The following is a 16,729-nucleotide window of genomic DNA, read 5'->3' on the forward strand; positions in this document are numbered from 1 at the left end:
AAATCTTGGTTTATATCAAGATTTTAGATTTTAATTGTCTTAAGCAGTTTGCTAAAATTACTCGGGTCGATTCTTAAATAAGAAGCTAAATCTTTTTGAGAAATCATTTGTAACAGATGAGGACTTCTGGAAGTAAAAACTTTAAAGCGACTTTCAATATCCAAAGCCATGAGTTCGTAGTAGCGATTCAATGTATCAATCAATAATATTTCGGTGGCTTTTCTAAATAGGGTTTCTATCGGTCTATGCTTTTGCATCAGCTCCTGATGTTTTTCAAATGAAATACGGATGAATTTACTTTCTGTAATTGTGGTTAAAAAATACCTGGATGGACTCTGATTTAGAAATGATTCTGGAATTCCTGTGAATGATGGGGGATAGGTAAATGCGATAATATGTTCTTTATCTCCATTGATATAATATGATTTTTGAATCCCTTCCAGTACAAAATACATGTAGCGTTCGGTATCACCTTCCCAGGTCATGATGGTGCGTTTGGGAACACTGTATGGGGTCCAGTGCGAAATATATTCGTCCAAGATAGCATCATCTACCGAATGGACTTGAGAAAGGAATTCTTTAAGCATATTACGAATTTGAGTCTTTTAATTCCATTTCAATCGTTTGCAGTACAACTGAGATTTGTTGTGCGTATTCCGGATCGTTTTCAGAAACCTTAAAAAACTCCGTTTCTAATATTAGAAGTAAATCCTGCTTCGAAAGAAGTTGGTCTATGATATCGTTACGTTGAACACCATTTATTTTAAGCCCTTTTTGGAATAGCTGGAATCCATTAGAGTAAAAGAATTGGACAAAGTTTTTAAGCGCATTTTGTTTTTGAGAAAGATCCCAAACATGGATTAAATCTTCCAGATCGAAAAAGAAGGAATAGTATTCAAAACTGTTATAATCTACATAGGATTCATTTTTATTGATAAATACGAGCCAATCGGCATAAATAAAATCTTTAATGGCATTTACTTCAGCTGCATCCCAGGTTTCCCATTCTGCATATTTAAGCTTACTGATAAGATAAAATATCCCCATTACCACAGAATCTCCTTTTTGATGATGTAATTCCAGAATTCTTGGCAGATAGTGTTTGTAATGGTTTAAATCTCCCCAGGTATACATAGCGCTTCCGTGATAGGAACTAAAATCATCTTCTTCTAATTCACGAAGCTTTTTAGAAGCCAATTTTTTGACATCTTCTGGATCAATACAACCACAATCACAATAATGCATATTGTCAGGGGTGTACTTTGAAAATGTACGGTACAAGTTTTCTATAGCTTCCTGAGCGGTCATAATTTACATGGCGTTTAATCCGGCTATTGTGAGCATTCCAAAAATAAACAGAAGCGCCAGGATAAATATGGCAGTCAAAATATATATGGATGCCACCCTAAGAATATTGCCTATAACTCCTCGATTCTGGAAGAATTGAATATATACCCAAAAGCAATAGAATACAGAACCCAATAGGGTAATGAATTGCATGACATAGTTTTCAGGGTTCAGGATAAGATAGAAGAAATGGAGTAATAAGAATATGATGGTTTGCTGTCCTGTGATATACAAGTTGAGGACAATATGTTCAAAATAATTATAGCCGTCTTTTTTGAAGACGAGATATGATGCGAATGAAAAAAATATTAAAGTAAACAGTGTAGAGTAAGCATAATGATTTTCAAACCAAATCAAAGTATCGTGAAAAATGGCTGTAGTTTGATCATTTGATTCTGATGCACCTGCCATTCCGGAGATGAAATCTGCCAAAACCGTTTTTACTTCAGTCAAATAGGAGGCGATTACGTATATGGTTGAGGTCACCAGAACAAATGCCAAAGGTTTAAAATGACGGACTCTTTTCCCTTCTAAAAACTCTCGAATAGAATGACCCGGACGTGTAAAAAGCTCTTTTACAGTATAGAGTAATCCATTATTTATTTGTAGAATACTCGAAGAGAATTCACTTGAGATATATTTAAAATTTATTCTTTGAACCTGAGCGTTTTGTCCACAATGATGACAAAATTCACCCTCAATACTTTGGTTACAGTTTTTACAAACCATTAAAACAGGATTTGGTTTTATCGGATTCTCTTATAATGACTTTGAACGATTTGTCCCAGGCAGACCGTTGATTTAACACATTCAAAATTTAAGCGAGATGAGATATCAGCAAAAAGAGAACTACCTCCACCTAAAAGAACCGGGATTGTGGAAATGATCATTTCATCAATCAGGTCTTCCCGTAGAAAACTTTGAATGACTTTGCCGCCATCAATGTATAAACGATGATAACCTTGATCATGAATTTGTTTGAGGACCTCGGTTAATGAACCTTGTACCAGAAAAACTTTGTCTGCATATTTTTCCGGGATTTCTCTTAGGGTTTTACTGAGAACGAAAACAGGTTTTTGATAAGGCCATTCAATATCAAATCCACAAACGGTTTCGAAAGTGGTTCGCCCCATAACCAGAGCATCAATTTGAGAGGTGAACTCTATATAACCCATATCTTCCTGATTGGGATTTGGAATGCTGTCTAACCAATCAATATCACCATTTTGATCTGCAATATAACCGTCTAAACTGGTAGCGATAAATACACTGTTTTTTGTTTCCATGGAATTTTGTTTGAGTAGACTAATGTACGGTTTTATGTGCTACGATAGGATTTCTTTGAGCATAGATTCTCCTTTGGAAAAGTCGTCACACGTCCATTCCCATTTTTCTTTGAGAAATAATATGTCATTTATGATTTCTGGGGTGGATTCGCATTTTCCGGTTTTAAAGTCACCCGCTAAATTCTGATGTTGATAAGTGAAGATGAGTTTTCCTTCTTCAATTCTTCCGGAAAGTGTACCGAACAAAATTTCTCCGCCTCCATAAGTCGCCCAGATGATGTTTTGTTTCTGATGGTAATGAAATATAGTTTTTGAACTGACTTCTCCGTTTTCGGTATTTGAAACAGACTTGAATTTCTTACCGTTATAGTTAATTTCAGCGCCAGTGGTAAAAGGAGCTTCGATTCGATCTCCGACAGTAGAAGGGGTAGAAATTACCAGAAACTCTAAATCGGAATCGTGAATGTTTTTAACCTGATGTGTGATTTGGGGTAGAATCCGAATTCCTTCTCGTTCGTGGACGTCAATGGTTTGATCTTCAAATTCAAAAGTAGCGATCCCATCAATAACGTAGAAAAACTGCTCTGCAAAATGATGGTAATGTTTAACTTCCTCGGTATGTGGAGGCATGCGTTCTTCAATGATACTAAGGTGGTCACTTTTGACCAGATGCCATCCGCTGCATTTTTCGCCCCAGGTATAGTGGTTATTTTTAGTTTTAGAAGTTTTCATTTATAAAATGAACATGGTTTTATCGGTTATAGAATAGGGTCAAATTTAAAATAAATAAAGCACCAGTACTGGTACTTTATTTATAAGCGTAAAGCGAATTACGCTGCGGGGATAAAAGAATAAATCGCTTGTGCCGCATTGTCTTGATAAGACTCAATTTTTAGATCGCTAAAAATGTCACTCTGATCCACCACTGGTCCCGTTAGGACGTTTTCTTTACTGGCGTAGAAAGTGCCACTTTTTAATGCTTCATTTTCTATTCCATCGACAAATCTTTTAGCCCCTTTGCTTAAACTATGAGATAAGCCTAACAAAGGCATGAAAATAGGCATCCCCACATATTTAAACATAAAGCGTTGTAAGAATGGGAGGTCATCAAATCCTTGTGTACCACGTGTACCTCCCGGACTCATACTGATGAATCTGATGTTTTTGTTTTTTCTCGCCATAGATGACATCCACATGGTACCTCCATATTTAACTACACCATACACTTGCATCGGATCGAATGAACTTCCAAATGCAGTTCCGTCAAACACCGACTTAAATTCCTGTACTGAAGAAGTTTTTAAATCCGGGCGTTTCATTCCCATTTTTTTGATGCCACGAGCCGCTTCAGTACTGGCAAAAAGCGCTACTTTTTTAAGTTTATCTGCTTTAAGTAATTCATCTAAAAGAACCACATGACCTAGTAGGTTTACCGCAGTAATATTGGTAACGCCATCTTTAGTGATTTTTTCAGGAGTTCTGCCACCTGTGCCTCCGGCATTCATAATTAAAGCATCAACCGGTTGGTTTAGTTTTTTAACCGCTGCGCGAACTGACTCCGGTTTGGAAACATCCATGATCAAAATCTCAAAAATGGATCGGTTGGTGATTTGTTCCAGTTCCCTTTTGGCGGCTTCCGCTTTGGTTGGATTACGACAAGCGAGAACTATTCTTTCTGTTGATTTTTTTAATGCTAATTGTTTAGCTGTTTCTTTACCAATACCAGCATTGGCACCGGTAATCATTATTGACTTATTCATGATTTAATGGTTTATTGATTACTAACTTTATTTTGTTGTGTGATGAATAGGATGGCTCCGGTAATTCCCAGGACGAATTCCAGAATGGTTGCTTTGATCAATCCGTCTACAGGATCTCCATCGCTGAAAATGCTGATGGCTCTACCGATCCCTAGTGTCAAAAATGTAAGGGTAGACATGAGCGCAGCGGTATAAGAAAGCTTTTTTGAGAAAGCGCCAGTTAACGAAATCAGTGCGATTCCAAGTAATAGGGCACTCATGGCTCGGATATCATTTAATACGCTAATATTTCCGGAAATATCAATTCCGGCACTGGCTTTCATTTCAACAGGCATCAACAATGTTGCACCACCAATAAATGTGAGCAACAATCCTGAAATAACTAAATAGATTTTTAATGTTTTTGAATTCTTCATGACTTTGATTTTTTGTTCGATACAAAAGTCGATGAAGATTAAGGGTTAGATTTCTCGTTTCAGTTCAAAGACTGCTCATTTTAGCTCAAACGATAATCCGAAGGGGATTTCCCGTATTCTGCAGTGAAATTTCGATTAAAAGTAGCCAGAGAATCAAAACCAACATCGTAAGCGATATCCGAGATTCTAAGGTTTTCAGATTTTAACAACTCTGCGGCTTTTTCTACTTTCTTCCGATTGATGTATTTCTTTGGGCTTTCATTAAAAACTTCCTTAAACTTTCGTTTAAAGGAGGAGATACTTAAATGACTAAGCGCAGATAATTCTTCTAACGATAGATTGGCATAGAGGTTATGTTGAATGACTGTTTTAAATGCCGTATCAGTCGGTTTAAAAAGTGCTGCCAGAAAATCCATTTGAGAAGGCGCCTGTTGAGACTTGGTCATTAACAGGATAAATTCTCTGAGTTTGGTCTTAATAATATTTTCATCCGCCAGTTCAGGGTTGTCCAGAAGAATGTCAATACTTTGTCTATAATTTTCTAACAGCCGATCAACCTGCACCTGTTTTAAATTATAATCCACGGTATAATTCGAACTGGAAAGATCAAATTCAAACAGGTCTTTCACTAAAGAAGGATATAAGAAAATACCCACAGACTCAATTCCATCTTTACAGAGTTCATCATTATCAGAAGGCTCAAAGAAGTAATTCAGACATTTAGCCAGCATGGCCGTATCCCGGTTGAGTTTTAGATAATCTTCGGGAGCACGTACATTGACTTCACCTTTATTTACGAACATAAAGCAAGCTTCTTCTTCAACGTAATGCTTCAAGGTACGATTGAAGAAAGGCATAGACAGTCGAATAAAAACGATTCGATCTTTATACGTAATGACTTGCTCTTTGAATTCCATGATGATTGATTGGCAATGCGCTAAAATACATCACAATTTTTGTGATTGTGCTACATTCTACGAATACAATTTGAGCGATTGATATAATTTGAAATTTCAATTAAGTTACCGTCAGGGTCACGAATGTAAATGGATTTAATTGGTCCGGCAGCCCCTGTTCTATTTAAGATTCCTCCGATTGTTGGTATTTGTTTACGGTCTAATTCTTTTTTGATTTCTTCAATCGGATTTGTTGAAATCAAGCATAAATCAGAAGAACCGCATATGGGATGCATCGCTTTTGGTTCGAGTTCATTTCCTTTTTGATGGAGATTGATTTTTTGTGAACCAAAGAGAAGGGCTTTTCGCCCTTCTCCAAATGTGATTTCTTTCATGCCCAGTACTTGTGTATAAAACTGACATGTTTTATTTACATCATGAACGGTTAGTACAATATGGTCTATACTATTAATTCGCATTAACGTTGAAAATATGAAATGATAGATGCTTTAGCAATTGCTGTAGAGTTCAGATAATAGCCTACCAATGCAGGGCTCGCATTGGCATCTAAGTCCAGATGATCAGTGTTTAAAGCGTATACGGTGATGATATATCTATGCGCTTGATCTCCTTCGGGTGGACATGGACCACCGTATCCAACTGTACCAAAATCGGTAATGCTTTGTATACAACCATCAGGTAATAGTCCATTGAGTGTATTGCTAGCACCTCTTTTGAATTGGTGAATATCAGCTGGGATATTAAATACAACCCAGTGCCACCATCCACTTCCTGTTGGGGCATCAGGATCATAAATTGTAATAGCAAAACTTTTAGTCCCTTTTGGAGCATTTTTCCAGGATAACTGGGGTGAAATATTTTCACCTGTACAGCCAAAGCCATTAAAAACTTGTTCGTTGGTCATTTGACCACCAAGATCCTTACTTTTTAAAGTAAAAGTTTGCGCATGAATGTAGGTTGCGGAAAATCCGACCATCAATAAAATCATTAAATTTTTCATAGTAAATCGTGTTTGAATTCGGAGGCAAATTTATACCTGCCAGATCATGATGAAGGGTTATAAAGTATTCCTAAAAGTCCATATTGAACTTATATGCCAGGAGTTTTATTAAAATGAGCTTTATATGCTTTAATGAAATTAGATAGTGTCTTGTAGCCTGCCTGCTGAAAAACTTCCTTTGGGCGCTCTCCATTTTTCAATAAATATTCTGCCATTTCCATTCTTTTCTGAATGAAATATTTTCGAGGAGACATTTGATAATATGACTTGAAATGTCTTTTGAAAGTGGATAAACTCATGTTACAGAGAAAAGCAAGTTCTTCCAGGTCTAGGTGAGAATATAAATTATTTTCAATAGTAGTTTTAAATACAAATTCCCTGTCGTGTTGCTGGTTCTGAAGTAACATTCCCATTTTAAGAGGTTCGTACTTTAATAAATAGAGCATGATCTCAGTAAACTTAGCTTTTAACATTTCCGGACTTAAAGTTTCCCGATTCGCTAACAAAAGTTGCAGTGAAGATCTAAAATAATGGCTATAGTCATCATAGGTAAAAGTGAGTACTTCTTGTGTATTTGAAGAAGCTAGTTTTTGGATTAAATGTTGATGCGTGAACTTAAATTCATTAAGAATACTGTGGCTGAAAAAAAGGAGAATACTTTTATAAAGTCTCGAAGGTGCAGACTTTTTTTCAGTCATTAAGCAATTTGGAGTGGTAATCAAAGCAAATTCATTTCCCGAGAGATAGTTAGGGTTTTGAGCATTATAAATCTCTTTTTGTCCACTAATTAGGAAACTAAATACATTTTGAGTAAAGTTGATTTTACTTTTTATAGTATCCATGTCCGCTTCATAGAATACCAATGATATTTCTGAATCGGTAGCGTTTGGTAGAACGATGCTTTTTCGATTTGTCATAAATTAGATTTGACTTACCAATGAGACGATATAATACTTTATTTCGGCTCTAAACTCATCACGTAATCATAGCTCTCGTTCAGGTATTCTGCTAACAAGTCTAAGTTTTCAAGCATTTGATCCGGAATCAGAACATAGCCTTGCATCACAGAGTTGTAGGACTTAAAAATATCGGAATTGAATTCTTCAATGTATTTCTTCTGTACCTCTTTCGAAAATCGAATCCCTAATTCTCCTGCTTTGTTGAGAATGGAAAACATATATCCATTAGCAGCAGTATGCGGAACTGTTTTGCCTTTGCGTTCGAATCTTGGGCATTTGGTAACGAGTTCATCATAGATTTTGAGTTTCTCTTCCCACATAACTATTGCTTTTCAACGAATTCCTTAAACTGGCGCATCCATTTTTCGCCTTGTTTACGATACATACTCGGAAATAAAATAGCGATGAGTTTAGGCATAAACCAATTGATACGGGTGTATTCGAATTCATATTCGTACCGTGTATTTTGGTCATCGATTTCAACGAAAGTACATTTCATGGTATTGTCCATATGGATGTGATGGTAATGCGCTTCAAATGTATCAGGTAGTCGATTGGCCGTAATCGTTTCGGTCAATTCCAGTTTTCGATTTCCTTGTTGGTAATACATTTTTGAAATGGCTCCATCTTGTCCCTCATTTCCGCTCTCAAATTCTTTTTTGACAAAACCATCTTGATATTTACCCAAATAAGCCGGATCAGAAAAATACTTGACTACTTCAGCTCTGGGTTTAGCGATTTCTACAGCCCCATTAAATTTCATAAGAATTCATTTAGAGGCTAAAGATATATTTTTCTTCTTTTAGCACATCAGTTCCAAATTTGGATTTAAATACCTTTTGTTACTGTCTTATCCTGAAATCAACAGATGGCGTAAGATTAAACTTATTAGAATATTGGGTGATCGAAAACGATATTAAATGCTAGAATTAATTATTTATCTGAACTCCGGCTCCTCCAATTACTTTCCATTGGTTTTGAACCAATTTCCAGTTTCTGAAATATTTGAATTGGCCCGCGATAGGTTGACCCAGGTATTGACCTTTTAATTCAACATATACGGAAACTAAAGCACAGTCTTCGACTAAACTCACTTCATGTTCGGAGGCTTGTAATTCCTGAATTTTTAAATTACCCGATTTCAAATTAGCTAAATCCATTTCTTTAGTCACCGTTTGACCTGTGGGAATAATAAATAACAGATCATCATGTAACAAATGTTCTAACTTTTCGAGATCGCTATTTCGCATAGCGTCAAGAAGTATTTCTTCTTGTTTGAGGATGAGTTCTTTGCTGATAGTGTCCATTTGAAATTATTTTAGGATGATTATTCTGATGGAATTGGTAAATTATTTAATCTCAAAAACGAAAGTTTATCCCAATAGCCACGCTGGAAAATGATTTTACTGTCATGTATTTGGAAGAATCCACAACCCCTTAGTCCGTTCGGATCTTTCCATTCTAAAATGGTCCAGTCTCCATCTTCGAAGATATTTTCAGGAATACATACCATATCCGCAGCCGAGAATTCCTGTTGAAACATATCTCGAATGGCCATACGTCCGGAAACAGGATCGTTAGCGACTTGATGATTGATTGCATTCTCGCTATATAATTCAGAAATGGCTTCCGCATCTCCAGCATTAAATAAATCAATCCATTTTTCAAGTACTTTCCTGGGAGTCATACGTGTTAAACTTTTCGTGTGATAATTCTGTTGCTTTTATTCTCTTGAATAGTTTTTTAACTCTTTCTTGATCGCTTTGTTTCTTTTTAAGCTGCTAAACTTATAACAGTAGTCCAGAAAAAGTATTGAGGTTTGTTTGTTTATCTGGTCAGTAGTTGCACTTTCTGTATCGGCAAGAGCAGCCGTGGTCATCGCGGCCAGGTATACTGCAGTTCTATCCGTGTCTTTACCTGCGTATTTTAAGAAATCTTCACCCAGTTCAAATGTAATCTCTGTCCCTTCCATCCATCGAAGAATAAATTGGATAGCTAATAACCTGTTTCTTTGCTGATATTCCGGTGCATGCGATAAAATGAATTGCGCACATTCCAAAGCCACAGATTCATTTTCTTTAAAGTCTTCTTTGGTTTCCATCGAAATGGTTGGAAGTTCTTTGAAATCCTGAGCGTTAATAGTTAGAGTTACCAAGGAAAATAGGAGTGAAAAGATTATTTTATTCATGTCGTGTATTTAATACGTTATTAATTGGTTATACTCCAAAAATAGGGATTTATTTAATGTGAAATATGATCGCAAAAATGGAGCACTCAAACCAATATGATCCCAATGGCTAAGATTGATTTGAGTGCTTTGAATATTATTATCCCCTAATGATATTCAGAGCAAAAGCAGCTGCAGCAGCAGTAAATACCGAATAGTCGAAAGCACCTTTAATTCCTGTAGAGAATGTCATAGCGATAGCGAATAAAAGTAATAACAAACCACTCAGTTTTGCGAAGAGTTCTGTTTTATATCCGATAAGTAATCCAATTGCTAAAAAGACTTCAGCTACGGTTGCTAATATGGCGATAATAGGTATAATCGAGTTAGGGAACCAGGGGTTGATAACTTCGGTATATGCTACAAAAGAATCCCAGTTGCCCCAGACTGAAATTTCTGATTTCCATAATCCAAGTCTATCTGCTACAGCAGATAAGAAACTAAAAGCGATAGATATTCTCAGAAACAGTTTTATAATAAGCTGTGTTGACATTTATTCTAAACAAAAGGTTTAAGCGTACTAATCGCAATTCTATTCCAGGCATTAATGGTGGTAATGGCCATAATGATTTGAGAAAAATAATGGGCGTCAAACTTCTCGATGGCTTTGTTATAAGTGTTGGTTGTGAGGCCGTTTAAATGAATGAGTGTTACTTCTTCGGTCATTTGTAAAATGATTTTTTCAGTATCACTAAATAGATCGAGTTCTTTCCAGGCATTGAGTAAAAAGATGCGTTCTGATTTTTCTCCATTTTTAAGTGCTTCTTTGGTATGCATATCAATACAAAAAGCACATCCATTAATTTGTGATGCTCTGATTTTAATAAGGTTTAAATGATTTGGTGTGAGTTGACTTTGCTGTAAAAAAGCTTCTAAAGCAAACATTCCTTTATAGGCTTCCGGTTCGGTTTGATCAATTTGAATTCTGTTTTCCATTTGTAATAGTTTTGATTTTGGACAAAGCTATTGGCTGGAATATCAGGAATTCTTAAACTGGTTTAAGAACGGTTTTTGCTTCTGATTTCGCTTACATACTCCGGAGTCAAACCCAAAAAAGAGGCGATTAAATATTGTGGGACTCTTTGCTCAAATTCAGGAAATTGTTCAATAAAGTTGAAGTACATTTCTTCTTTTGAAAAATTATATAGATGTTTCATTTTAATCAATGCAGCGCCATATGAAATTTGATAGATGTGTCGAAAGTATTTTTCCAGTTGTGGAAACTTTTGGAGGAGTATTTCCTGATTTTGATAACTGATGGAGAGTACCTGTGTTGGCTCAACTGCTTGAATAGAAAATTCAGTAGTGGAACCATGATGGAAAGCTAAGAAATCGGTTAACCACCAATTTTCAATGGCAAATTGTACTGTACGCTCAATTCCTTTGTCGTTTACAAAAAATAGATGCAAACAGCCCTTTAGAACAAAATGGTTCTTATAACATCTTTGTCCGGAGCGCATGAGGAGTTCTTTCTTTTTTAATTCGATTTGATCAAAAAAGAGCAACATTTGTTCAAAGTCTGGTTCGTTGATTTTGACATATTTATTAAAATGATTAAAAAGCTCTTTAGACATATTGAGTTGGGAATGGCAGTTTGACAATAGTATATTCAATAGATCCTTCTGGTTGTTTCAGGTTGATTTAATGATATTCTTTTTTCTTCCAAATATACATGTGAAATTAAAACTTGTTGATTTGGTGAGGAGATGTTTTTATTGTTGATATAGACAATAAACCTGACCTTGAGATTCCAGGCAATCAATGCCCGGCCCATCATCTATTCTCGTAGAACTAGTTGTCACCAGAAAAAAAATCGTAGTACTTAAATCACTCTTTTTTTGATCAGGTTTTAACCTAACCCTATTGTTTTTAATTACATACTTTCCGGTTTCTAAGACGGTACCATTCGTATCTCCCCAGCCATTCCAATGGATATATTCATAGGAGGAATCCGCATTTAATTTCAGAAACCATCCGTTGTCCGGTAAACTACGCAGTAGAAATTTTAAATCAAAAGTGACATGGTCAATTCTATCAGAGTTTTTAAGTGCCGTCTTCAATGGAATAGATATGTCTTTTGAAGGTGTAAGTAAAGCAAAGGTTCCCGTAGATGTTACACCAACTGAATATAAGATTGGAGCATTTTTATTAAATGAGATGATTAGGTGATTCCCTTCTATTTGATAGGCAAAGGTACCTATTAAACGTTCTTGTTTTAAATCGGTATTGTAAAGTTTGATCCGTAGACTATCTCTAAAATACCAGATGGTACGATTAGTAGTCAGGGAGTCTATAGGTTTACTAAGTTTTTCCAGTCCAAATTCATTTCTTTTGGCATGTGTGATGTCAGCAATTGAACTATCTGATGACCATAAGGTGTTTTTCAGGTCATTAAAAAATAAGGATTGACCCCAACAAGATGTTGAAATGAAAACTACAATATAGAATATCAAATGTTTCATGACCTGTTAATTCTTTTTGGCGATATAAAATCCATAGCTGTAATAGTCTTTGTATTGAAGGTATAAGTCCAACTCGGCTTTATGATCATTAACAACTTTTTGGGCAAGTTCTTGTTGGTGATGACGTTTAAGAAATGATTCGAATCGATTTGACAAAGGTGTGTAGTAGTTATCTATCCAGCTGTTTTGAGATAGATAAAAATACCCCACTATGGTAAAACCATTGTTTTCTAAAATGCTGATTTTATTAGAGGCCAAATCAATTTCAGGATATTCATTCATCCAGAAGCTTTCAATTTCTTTTGGACGTGACGGGGTGATCCATGTGATTTCGCTTACTGCTAAATATCCTCCCTTTTTTAAATAATCATACCACTTTTGGATTCCTTTTGTGAATCCCATATTATAGATGGCTCCTTCAGACCAAATGAGATCTAGTTCTTCGTTTTTGAATGGTAAATCGTCCATAGATTTTTCCAGAGGTATAATGCGATCTATTAATCCAAGTTTTTGCGATTTTTCTTGAAGTTCATCTAAAAAATCCGGAAATAGGTCTACAGCGCTTATTTTACCATTCAGATGTTGTGCCAATGTGATTGTTTGTCCACCTGATCCGCAACCTATATCGGCAATTTTAAGATTTGTACGACCGGACAAATTCGTAAGTTCAAGGGCACGGAGGGTTTCTTGAGGACTTCCAGGCCCCTGACGGTCTGAGTTTTTATGTAGGTCTATGATGAGCTCTAATTCAGTCATTGCGCCAGTTTTAATATTTCTCCTGTCGGTGATATTTGATATAAAGTGCTGTCTAATGAAGCGTTACTTTGACCCAATACGACATCCATTTGAATAATCTTTCCGGGTTTAGGTTGGATCTCTTTGACGATTAAATAGTTATAGGCAATATATTGAACAGTTAAATCGTAGGAGGATTCCGGAACATAAAGTTTGAAATGCCCCTGGATATCCGCAACTGCTCCAAATGTAGCCCCCGATTTTTTATCTACAAGATATACAGCTGCAAATTCTAATGTATCCATATGGTGCTGATTTTCATTGATAGTTTCCCCAAGAATTACACCAGAAATGATAGCTGCAGAGGTATCGGTTTGTTCAGTACTTTCCAGTGAGATGATCCTACTATCTATAGAAGGCCGATTAGCCAGATACATTACTCCACAGGTGGTAATTGGTTTTGGCGCACAGCCAGATAACCCGAATAAAGTCAGTAATACAGATGTGTAGATGAATCGCATCATAGGTGCGTAGAAAGGTATTTCGTTGGAATATTTCTTTTGATGATTCGTGTGGATTGAATTAAGCTTTCCTTTTCTTTTAGATCAGGGAGGTAGTCCTTTAAAGGGTGCGCCCCAGATGAATTGATTTCGCTGTATAAACTCAGGTAAATTTCAGATTCTCCAATTTGAGTACTTAATTCGGCTGGAATAAAAGTGCTTACTGCCAGTTTTTTACCCATAGGAGATAACAATGATTCGAATATCTTAATGGCGCAGTATCCTACTCCGTAAATGGTGGCACCTTGTGTTTCTTTAATCTTTTCAGCAGATGATTTGACCAAATCCATAAGTTGATTTGTAGCATGTTCATCCATCATAGTATGGAAGGGTAGTCCATTCACGTAGGAAAATTGTTGGCTCAGGAACGCAGAGTTACCATGTTCACCCAAAACAATGGTGTTTACGGAATCTAAATCAGGCCAGACCTTTTTTGTAAAGTAATCCATTCGTATAGAATCCAGAAAAGTTCCGGTACCTATGACTTTGGTTTTAGGTAAGCCGGTGATTTTTTGCGTGATGAAAGTGATAATTTCGACCGGATTGGTGACCACAATAATGAAGGGATTTTTGGTGGATTTAAAGTCCTTGAAAATGGCTTTGGTGATTTCAATACTTGCCTGACAGGTAGTGAGTCGGGATTCACCAACCGGTACGGATGCTCCGGCACAATGAAATATAAAGTCGGATGCGTTTAAAAGTTGAGGATCATTAAAAACAATTTCATGGTTTGGATATAATTGCGCGCCTTGTCGAAGATCTAATAAAGCCCCGGAAACATGGTCATCCGTATCCATAATGTGGATGGTAGATTTGAAGCTTTTATAGGGCAATAATAAAGCACCAATAGTCTTGCCTACATTTCCGAAACCAAGTATTGTTATAATCAACTCCAAGATAATAACATGTGTTTTAGTGCAATTTGTGATGAGGTGCTAAAGGTACATCTTTATTTACGTTAAAAGACGATCATTCATATTGAGATCAGTGCTTTAGCTGGTTTTTTATTTTTATAAAATTTTCTCCCACGTTTTCATGGTTTCATTATTTAGATATGGTAACCACGATCTAAATAGAAATTTGGCATAATGTTCTACTGAATGTTCTTGTGGGTGATAATTTTTGACCATTAACCAGGATTGGATAGTAAATATAAACTGCTCAGTCAGAAACTCGATTTGCGATGCACTGATATCCTGTCTGAATTTCCCTTCAGATTTATAGATATGGATCAGATCTAAAATTTCATTTTTTTTTGATTGAAATAATTGAATCATACCATTTTTGATTTCCGGGATTCTTCGCCAGATGACTTCATTTTGTTGAAAAAATAATCGGTAATTATCCATGATTCTAAAATTCTCAAGCATGGATTCATACATTTCAATGGTGTCAAATTCTGTTCCATTAAATCTTTCGGCAGATTTTATTTGATGTATAAAATTATGGAATAGGGTGGAGAGAATTTCATTTTTGTTGGGGTAGTGATAATGTAAGTTTCCCTGGCTTATCCCAAGCTCTTTGGCGATATGCCGGGTGGTTATATTTTCTACGCCATATTCATTAAACATAGCCAATGATTTCGCGATGATTTTTTCTTTTGTTGATAATTGGTTCATTTGAACTAATCTGTATATTTGCACAAGTATAGCTCAAATGAACTAAATATGAAAACGTATTATTTCCTGATTATGATGATATTTTTGGGTGCATGCTCAAAAAATGCGAATGATCCTCTTGTGGAGAAATTATCACATTCAGAATCTATTCTGATAAAAAAGGTCCATATTTTCAATGGTAGAGATCGTGAAATAATGAGTCCAAAAGACGTTTTAATTCAAGATGGAATAATAAAATCGATCTCAGATGAAATTGAGGAAACCCCAAATCAAATTGTTATAAATGGTGCCGGTCAAACCTTAATGCCTGGAATGGTCGATGCCCATGTCCATTTATCAGGTAGTGGAGCGGTGCCCTGGGAAAATCAAAAGGCAGATGTAATCTATAATCTACAAGCGTATTTATATGCAGGAGTAACTACGGTTTATGATTTGGGAGGTTTGGCTGGAGATATAAGCGAGTTTTCAGATCAAATTGAAACAGGTGAAATATTAGGCCCCCGTGTATTTAACACCCATATACCGATTACGGTGAAGAATGCCCATCCGATTCCATTAACTGAGATTATGTTGCCATGGCCATTAAAAAGTATGGTGAATACGATATCTCCTACGATAGATCATGTTTCAGAAGCGCCAAAACTCATAGAAAAATACACCTCAAAAGAAATTGATTATGTGAAGATTATTTGTGATCAAATACCACCTGGATCACCTGAAATGAACTTTGAACAATTGCAGGCTTTGGTTTCAGCATCTCATAAGGCAGGTAAAAAGGTTTTTGTTCATATCGGAAGTCCGGAAAACGCGATTACTGCCATAAAAGCAGGAGCTGATGTTTTGGCGCATGGTGTTTGGAGAGGGAAGTTATCAGAAGATCAAGCCAGTTTTATTGCACGTTCCAATGTGCCTATTATTTATACGATATCAGGGTTTAAAAATGTAGCACACATTCATAATGGTGTATTTAAACCAAATGAACTAGATCAAAAACTAGTGCCGCAAGAAGTATTGGTACCGGTTACTCTGGAAAAAGGTAAAGATGTTCATCAGCAAAAGGTGATGAATAATTTTTTTAAAGATGTATCTGCGCATAGTGGTTATTGGGAACAAAATTTCACACTTTTATATCAGAAAGGAGCCAGGATTCTGGTTGGAACAGATAGTAATTTACCTGGTACATATGCGGGTTCAACTTATTATCAGGAACTGGATGAATTAAAGAATTTTGGAATGACAAATTTTGAAATATTAACCGGTGCTACTTATTTGAATGCACAATTGTTTTTGGAGCATCCGGATTTTGGATTTGTAGGTGTTGACATGCAAGCAGATTTATTATTAATAGATGGAAATCCGCTAGAAGATTTACAATTGGTAAAGAAACCAAATTTGATCATTAAAAGAGGAGAAATTATCAAGCGTATATAGACGTGATCAC

General features: G+C 36.0%; 25 protein-coding genes and 1 pseudogene. 1 reads left to right on the forward strand and 25 read right to left on the reverse strand.

From position 1 onward, the window contains the following. Nucleotides 1–23: 23 nt before the first annotated feature. The 25 genes and pseudogenes from KFE94_12375 to KFE94_12495 all read right to left on the reverse strand — a co-directional run bounded on the left by KFE94_12375 (nucleotide 24) and on the right by KFE94_12495 (nucleotide 15,288). Nucleotides 24–587, reverse strand: coding sequence for a Crp/Fnr family transcriptional regulator (locus KFE94_12375; GenBank protein UTW65446.1), 564 nt, complete (start codon nucleotides 585–587; stop codon nucleotides 24–26). Between the two features lies 1 nt (nucleotide 588). Further along, nucleotides 589–1,308 carry a hypothetical protein gene (locus KFE94_12380; protein ID UTW65447.1) on the reverse strand — a complete coding sequence of 240 codons (720 nt, stop codon included), beginning with the start codon at nucleotides 1,306–1,308 and terminating at the stop codon, nucleotides 589–591. Nucleotides 1,309–1,311: 3 nt separating this feature from the next. After that, on the reverse strand, nucleotides 1,312–2,076 hold the full coding sequence (locus KFE94_12385) for a DUF3667 domain-containing protein (protein UTW65448.1): 765 nt from the start codon (nucleotides 2,074–2,076) through the stop codon (nucleotides 1,312–1,314). A 17-nt stretch (nucleotides 2,077–2,093) separates the two neighbouring features. Then, on the reverse strand, nucleotides 2,094–2,633 hold the full coding sequence (locus tag KFE94_12390) for a dihydrofolate reductase (protein ID UTW65449.1): 540 nt from the start codon (nucleotides 2,631–2,633) through the stop codon (nucleotides 2,094–2,096). A 39-nt stretch (nucleotides 2,634–2,672) separates the two neighbouring features. Continuing rightward, entirely contained in the window at nucleotides 2,673–3,008 is a 336-nt protein-coding gene (locus KFE94_12395; GenBank protein UTW68273.1) for a n-acetylglutamate synthase, read from the reverse strand. Between the two features lie 27 nt (nucleotides 3,009–3,035). Beyond that, nucleotides 3,036–3,365, reverse strand: a pseudogene (locus KFE94_12400) (cupin domain-containing protein). 98 nt (nucleotides 3,366–3,463) lie between these two features. Beyond that, the gene (locus KFE94_12405; protein UTW65450.1) at nucleotides 3,464–4,393 is read right to left on the reverse strand and encodes an SDR family NAD(P)-dependent oxidoreductase; all 930 of its coding nucleotides are present in this window, start codon (nucleotides 4,391–4,393) and stop codon (nucleotides 3,464–3,466) included. Between the two features lie 11 nt (nucleotides 4,394–4,404). Further along, nucleotides 4,405–4,809 carry a DUF4345 domain-containing protein gene (locus tag KFE94_12410; GenBank protein ID UTW65451.1) on the reverse strand — a complete coding sequence of 135 codons (405 nt, stop codon included), beginning with the start codon at nucleotides 4,807–4,809 and terminating at the stop codon, nucleotides 4,405–4,407. An 80-nt stretch (nucleotides 4,810–4,889) separates the two neighbouring features. Next, complete coding sequence (locus KFE94_12415) at nucleotides 4,890–5,687, reverse strand: helix-turn-helix transcriptional regulator (GenBank protein UTW68274.1); 798 nt, start codon at nucleotides 5,685–5,687, stop codon at nucleotides 4,890–4,892. Nucleotides 5,688–5,776: 89 nt separating this feature from the next. Then, a complete protein-coding gene (locus tag KFE94_12420) occupies nucleotides 5,777–6,184 on the reverse strand; it encodes a VOC family protein (protein UTW65452.1) in 408 nt (135 codons plus the stop codon). Further along, complete coding sequence (locus KFE94_12425; protein ID UTW65453.1) at nucleotides 6,184–6,726, reverse strand: YbhB/YbcL family Raf kinase inhibitor-like protein; 543 nt, start codon at nucleotides 6,724–6,726, stop codon at nucleotides 6,184–6,186. Before KFE94_12425 ends, KFE94_12420 begins: the two co-directional genes overlap by 1 nt. An 89-nt stretch (nucleotides 6,727–6,815) precedes the next feature. Beyond that, complete coding sequence (locus tag KFE94_12430; GenBank protein ID UTW65454.1) at nucleotides 6,816–7,643, reverse strand: helix-turn-helix transcriptional regulator; 828 nt, start codon at nucleotides 7,641–7,643, stop codon at nucleotides 6,816–6,818. A gap of 38 nt (nucleotides 7,644–7,681) precedes the next feature. Then, nucleotides 7,682–8,005, reverse strand: coding sequence for a hypothetical protein (locus tag KFE94_12435; protein ID UTW65455.1), 324 nt, complete (start codon nucleotides 8,003–8,005; stop codon nucleotides 7,682–7,684). 2 nt (nucleotides 8,006–8,007) lie between these two features. Then, a complete protein-coding gene (locus KFE94_12440; GenBank protein ID UTW65456.1) occupies nucleotides 8,008–8,448 on the reverse strand; it encodes an SRPBCC family protein in 441 nt (146 codons plus the stop codon). 166 nt (nucleotides 8,449–8,614) lie between these two features. Then, on the reverse strand, nucleotides 8,615–8,992 hold the full coding sequence (locus tag KFE94_12445) for a nuclear transport factor 2 family protein (GenBank protein UTW65457.1): 378 nt from the start codon (nucleotides 8,990–8,992) through the stop codon (nucleotides 8,615–8,617). A 20-nt stretch (nucleotides 8,993–9,012) separates the two neighbouring features. Continuing rightward, nucleotides 9,013–9,372: a nuclear transport factor 2 family protein gene (locus KFE94_12450; protein ID UTW65458.1), complete on the reverse strand. Its 360-nt coding sequence runs from the start codon at nucleotides 9,370–9,372 to the stop codon at nucleotides 9,013–9,015. Nucleotides 9,373–9,408: 36 nt separating this feature from the next. Beyond that, nucleotides 9,409–9,873, reverse strand: a complete 465-nt coding sequence (locus tag KFE94_12455) for a hypothetical protein (protein ID UTW65459.1) — start codon at nucleotides 9,871–9,873, stop codon at nucleotides 9,409–9,411. Between the two features lie 139 nt (nucleotides 9,874–10,012). Beyond that, nucleotides 10,013–10,405: a DoxX family protein gene (locus KFE94_12460; protein UTW65460.1), complete on the reverse strand. Its 393-nt coding sequence runs from the start codon at nucleotides 10,403–10,405 to the stop codon at nucleotides 10,013–10,015. Between the two features lie 5 nt (nucleotides 10,406–10,410). After that, nucleotides 10,411–10,848, reverse strand: coding sequence for a carboxymuconolactone decarboxylase family protein (locus KFE94_12465; protein UTW65461.1), 438 nt, complete (start codon nucleotides 10,846–10,848; stop codon nucleotides 10,411–10,413). A gap of 62 nt (nucleotides 10,849–10,910) precedes the next feature. After that, the gene (locus tag KFE94_12470; protein ID UTW65462.1) at nucleotides 10,911–11,486 is read right to left on the reverse strand and encodes a Crp/Fnr family transcriptional regulator; all 576 of its coding nucleotides are present in this window, start codon (nucleotides 11,484–11,486) and stop codon (nucleotides 10,911–10,913) included. 138 nt (nucleotides 11,487–11,624) lie between these two features. Further along, complete coding sequence (locus KFE94_12475; protein ID UTW65463.1) at nucleotides 11,625–12,374, reverse strand: hypothetical protein; 750 nt, start codon at nucleotides 12,372–12,374, stop codon at nucleotides 11,625–11,627. A gap of 6 nt (nucleotides 12,375–12,380) precedes the next feature. After that, nucleotides 12,381–13,130 carry a class I SAM-dependent methyltransferase gene (locus tag KFE94_12480; GenBank protein UTW65464.1) on the reverse strand — a complete coding sequence of 250 codons (750 nt, stop codon included), beginning with the start codon at nucleotides 13,128–13,130 and terminating at the stop codon, nucleotides 12,381–12,383. Then, the gene (locus KFE94_12485; protein UTW65465.1) at nucleotides 13,127–13,630 is read right to left on the reverse strand and encodes a carboxypeptidase-like regulatory domain-containing protein; all 504 of its coding nucleotides are present in this window, start codon (nucleotides 13,628–13,630) and stop codon (nucleotides 13,127–13,129) included. The genes KFE94_12480 and KFE94_12485 overlap by 4 nt, the downstream gene beginning before the upstream one ends. Beyond that, nucleotides 13,630–14,565 (reverse strand): hypothetical protein, encoded by a 936-nt coding sequence (locus tag KFE94_12490; GenBank protein ID UTW65466.1) that lies wholly within the window; start codon nucleotides 14,563–14,565, stop codon nucleotides 13,630–13,632. Before KFE94_12490 ends, KFE94_12485 begins: the two co-directional genes overlap by 1 nt. A 114-nt stretch (nucleotides 14,566–14,679) precedes the next feature. Continuing rightward, complete coding sequence (locus KFE94_12495; GenBank protein ID UTW65467.1) at nucleotides 14,680–15,288, reverse strand: TetR/AcrR family transcriptional regulator; 609 nt, start codon at nucleotides 15,286–15,288, stop codon at nucleotides 14,680–14,682. Between the two features lie 48 nt (nucleotides 15,289–15,336). On the opposite strand from KFE94_12495, the gene KFE94_12500 reads away from it, so the two are divergent. Continuing rightward, on the forward strand, nucleotides 15,337–16,719 hold the full coding sequence (locus KFE94_12500; protein ID UTW65468.1) for an amidohydrolase family protein: 1,383 nt from the start codon (nucleotides 15,337–15,339) through the stop codon (nucleotides 16,717–16,719). The last annotated feature ends 10 nt before the right edge of the window (nucleotides 16,720–16,729 follow it).

The organism is bacterium SCSIO 12643, assembly GCA_024398135.1.
Classification (GTDB): Bacteria; Bacteroidota; Bacteroidia; order Flavobacteriales_G; family Salibacteraceae; genus CAJXZP01.

Bases quoted from the DNA above. Each gene is read 5' to 3' on its own strand.
- KFE94_12375 (UTW65446.1), bottom strand. From the start codon at position 587: ATGCTTAAAGAATTCCTTTCTCAAGTCCATTCGGTAGATGATGCTATC.
- KFE94_12380 (UTW65447.1), bottom strand. From the start codon at position 1,308: ATGACCGCTCAGGAAGCTATAGAAAACTTGTACCGTACATTTTCAAAG.
- KFE94_12385 (UTW65448.1), bottom strand. From the start codon at position 2,076: ATGGTTTGTAAAAACTGTAACCAAAGTATTGAGGGTGAATTTTGTCAT.
- KFE94_12390 (UTW65449.1), bottom strand. From the start codon at position 2,633: ATGGAAACAAAAAACAGTGTATTTATCGCTACCAGTTTAGACGGTTAT.
- KFE94_12405 (UTW65450.1), bottom strand. From the start codon at position 4,393: ATGAATAAGTCAATAATGATTACCGGTGCCAATGCTGGTATTGGTAAA.
- KFE94_12410 (UTW65451.1), bottom strand. From the start codon at position 4,809: ATGAAGAATTCAAAAACATTAAAAATCTATTTAGTTATTTCAGGATTG.
- KFE94_12420 (UTW65452.1), bottom strand. From the start codon at position 6,184: ATGCGAATTAATAGTATAGACCATATTGTACTAACCGTTCATGATGTA.
- KFE94_12425 (UTW65453.1), bottom strand. From the start codon at position 6,726: ATGAAAAATTTAATGATTTTATTGATGGTCGGATTTTCCGCAACCTAC.
- KFE94_12430 (UTW65454.1), bottom strand. From the start codon at position 7,643: ATGACAAATCGAAAAAGCATCGTTCTACCAAACGCTACCGATTCAGAA.
- KFE94_12435 (UTW65455.1), bottom strand. From the start codon at position 8,005: ATGTGGGAAGAGAAACTCAAAATCTATGATGAACTCGTTACCAAATGC.
- KFE94_12440 (UTW65456.1), bottom strand. From the start codon at position 8,448: ATGAAATTTAATGGGGCTGTAGAAATCGCTAAACCCAGAGCTGAAGTA.
- KFE94_12445 (UTW65457.1), bottom strand. From the start codon at position 8,992: ATGGACACTATCAGCAAAGAACTCATCCTCAAACAAGAAGAAATACTT.
- KFE94_12450 (UTW65458.1), bottom strand. From the start codon at position 9,372: ATGACTCCCAGGAAAGTACTTGAAAAATGGATTGATTTATTTAATGCT.
- KFE94_12455 (UTW65459.1), bottom strand. From the start codon at position 9,873: ATGAATAAAATAATCTTTTCACTCCTATTTTCCTTGGTAACTCTAACT.
- KFE94_12460 (UTW65460.1), bottom strand. From the start codon at position 10,405: ATGTCAACACAGCTTATTATAAAACTGTTTCTGAGAATATCTATCGCT.
- KFE94_12465 (UTW65461.1), bottom strand. From the start codon at position 10,848: ATGGAAAACAGAATTCAAATTGATCAAACCGAACCGGAAGCCTATAAA.
- KFE94_12470 (UTW65462.1), bottom strand. From the start codon at position 11,486: ATGTCTAAAGAGCTTTTTAATCATTTTAATAAATATGTCAAAATCAAC.
- KFE94_12475 (UTW65463.1), bottom strand. From the start codon at position 12,374: ATGAAACATTTGATATTCTATATTGTAGTTTTCATTTCAACATCTTGT.
- KFE94_12480 (UTW65464.1), bottom strand. From the start codon at position 13,130: ATGACTGAATTAGAGCTCATCATAGACCTACATAAAAACTCAGACCGT.
- KFE94_12485 (UTW65465.1), bottom strand. From the start codon at position 13,630: ATGCGATTCATCTACACATCTGTATTACTGACTTTATTCGGGTTATCT.
- KFE94_12495 (UTW65467.1), bottom strand. From the start codon at position 15,288: ATGAACCAATTATCAACAAAAGAAAAAATCATCGCGAAATCATTGGCT.
- KFE94_12500 (UTW65468.1), top strand. From the start codon at position 15,337: ATGAAAACGTATTATTTCCTGATTATGATGATATTTTTGGGTGCATGC.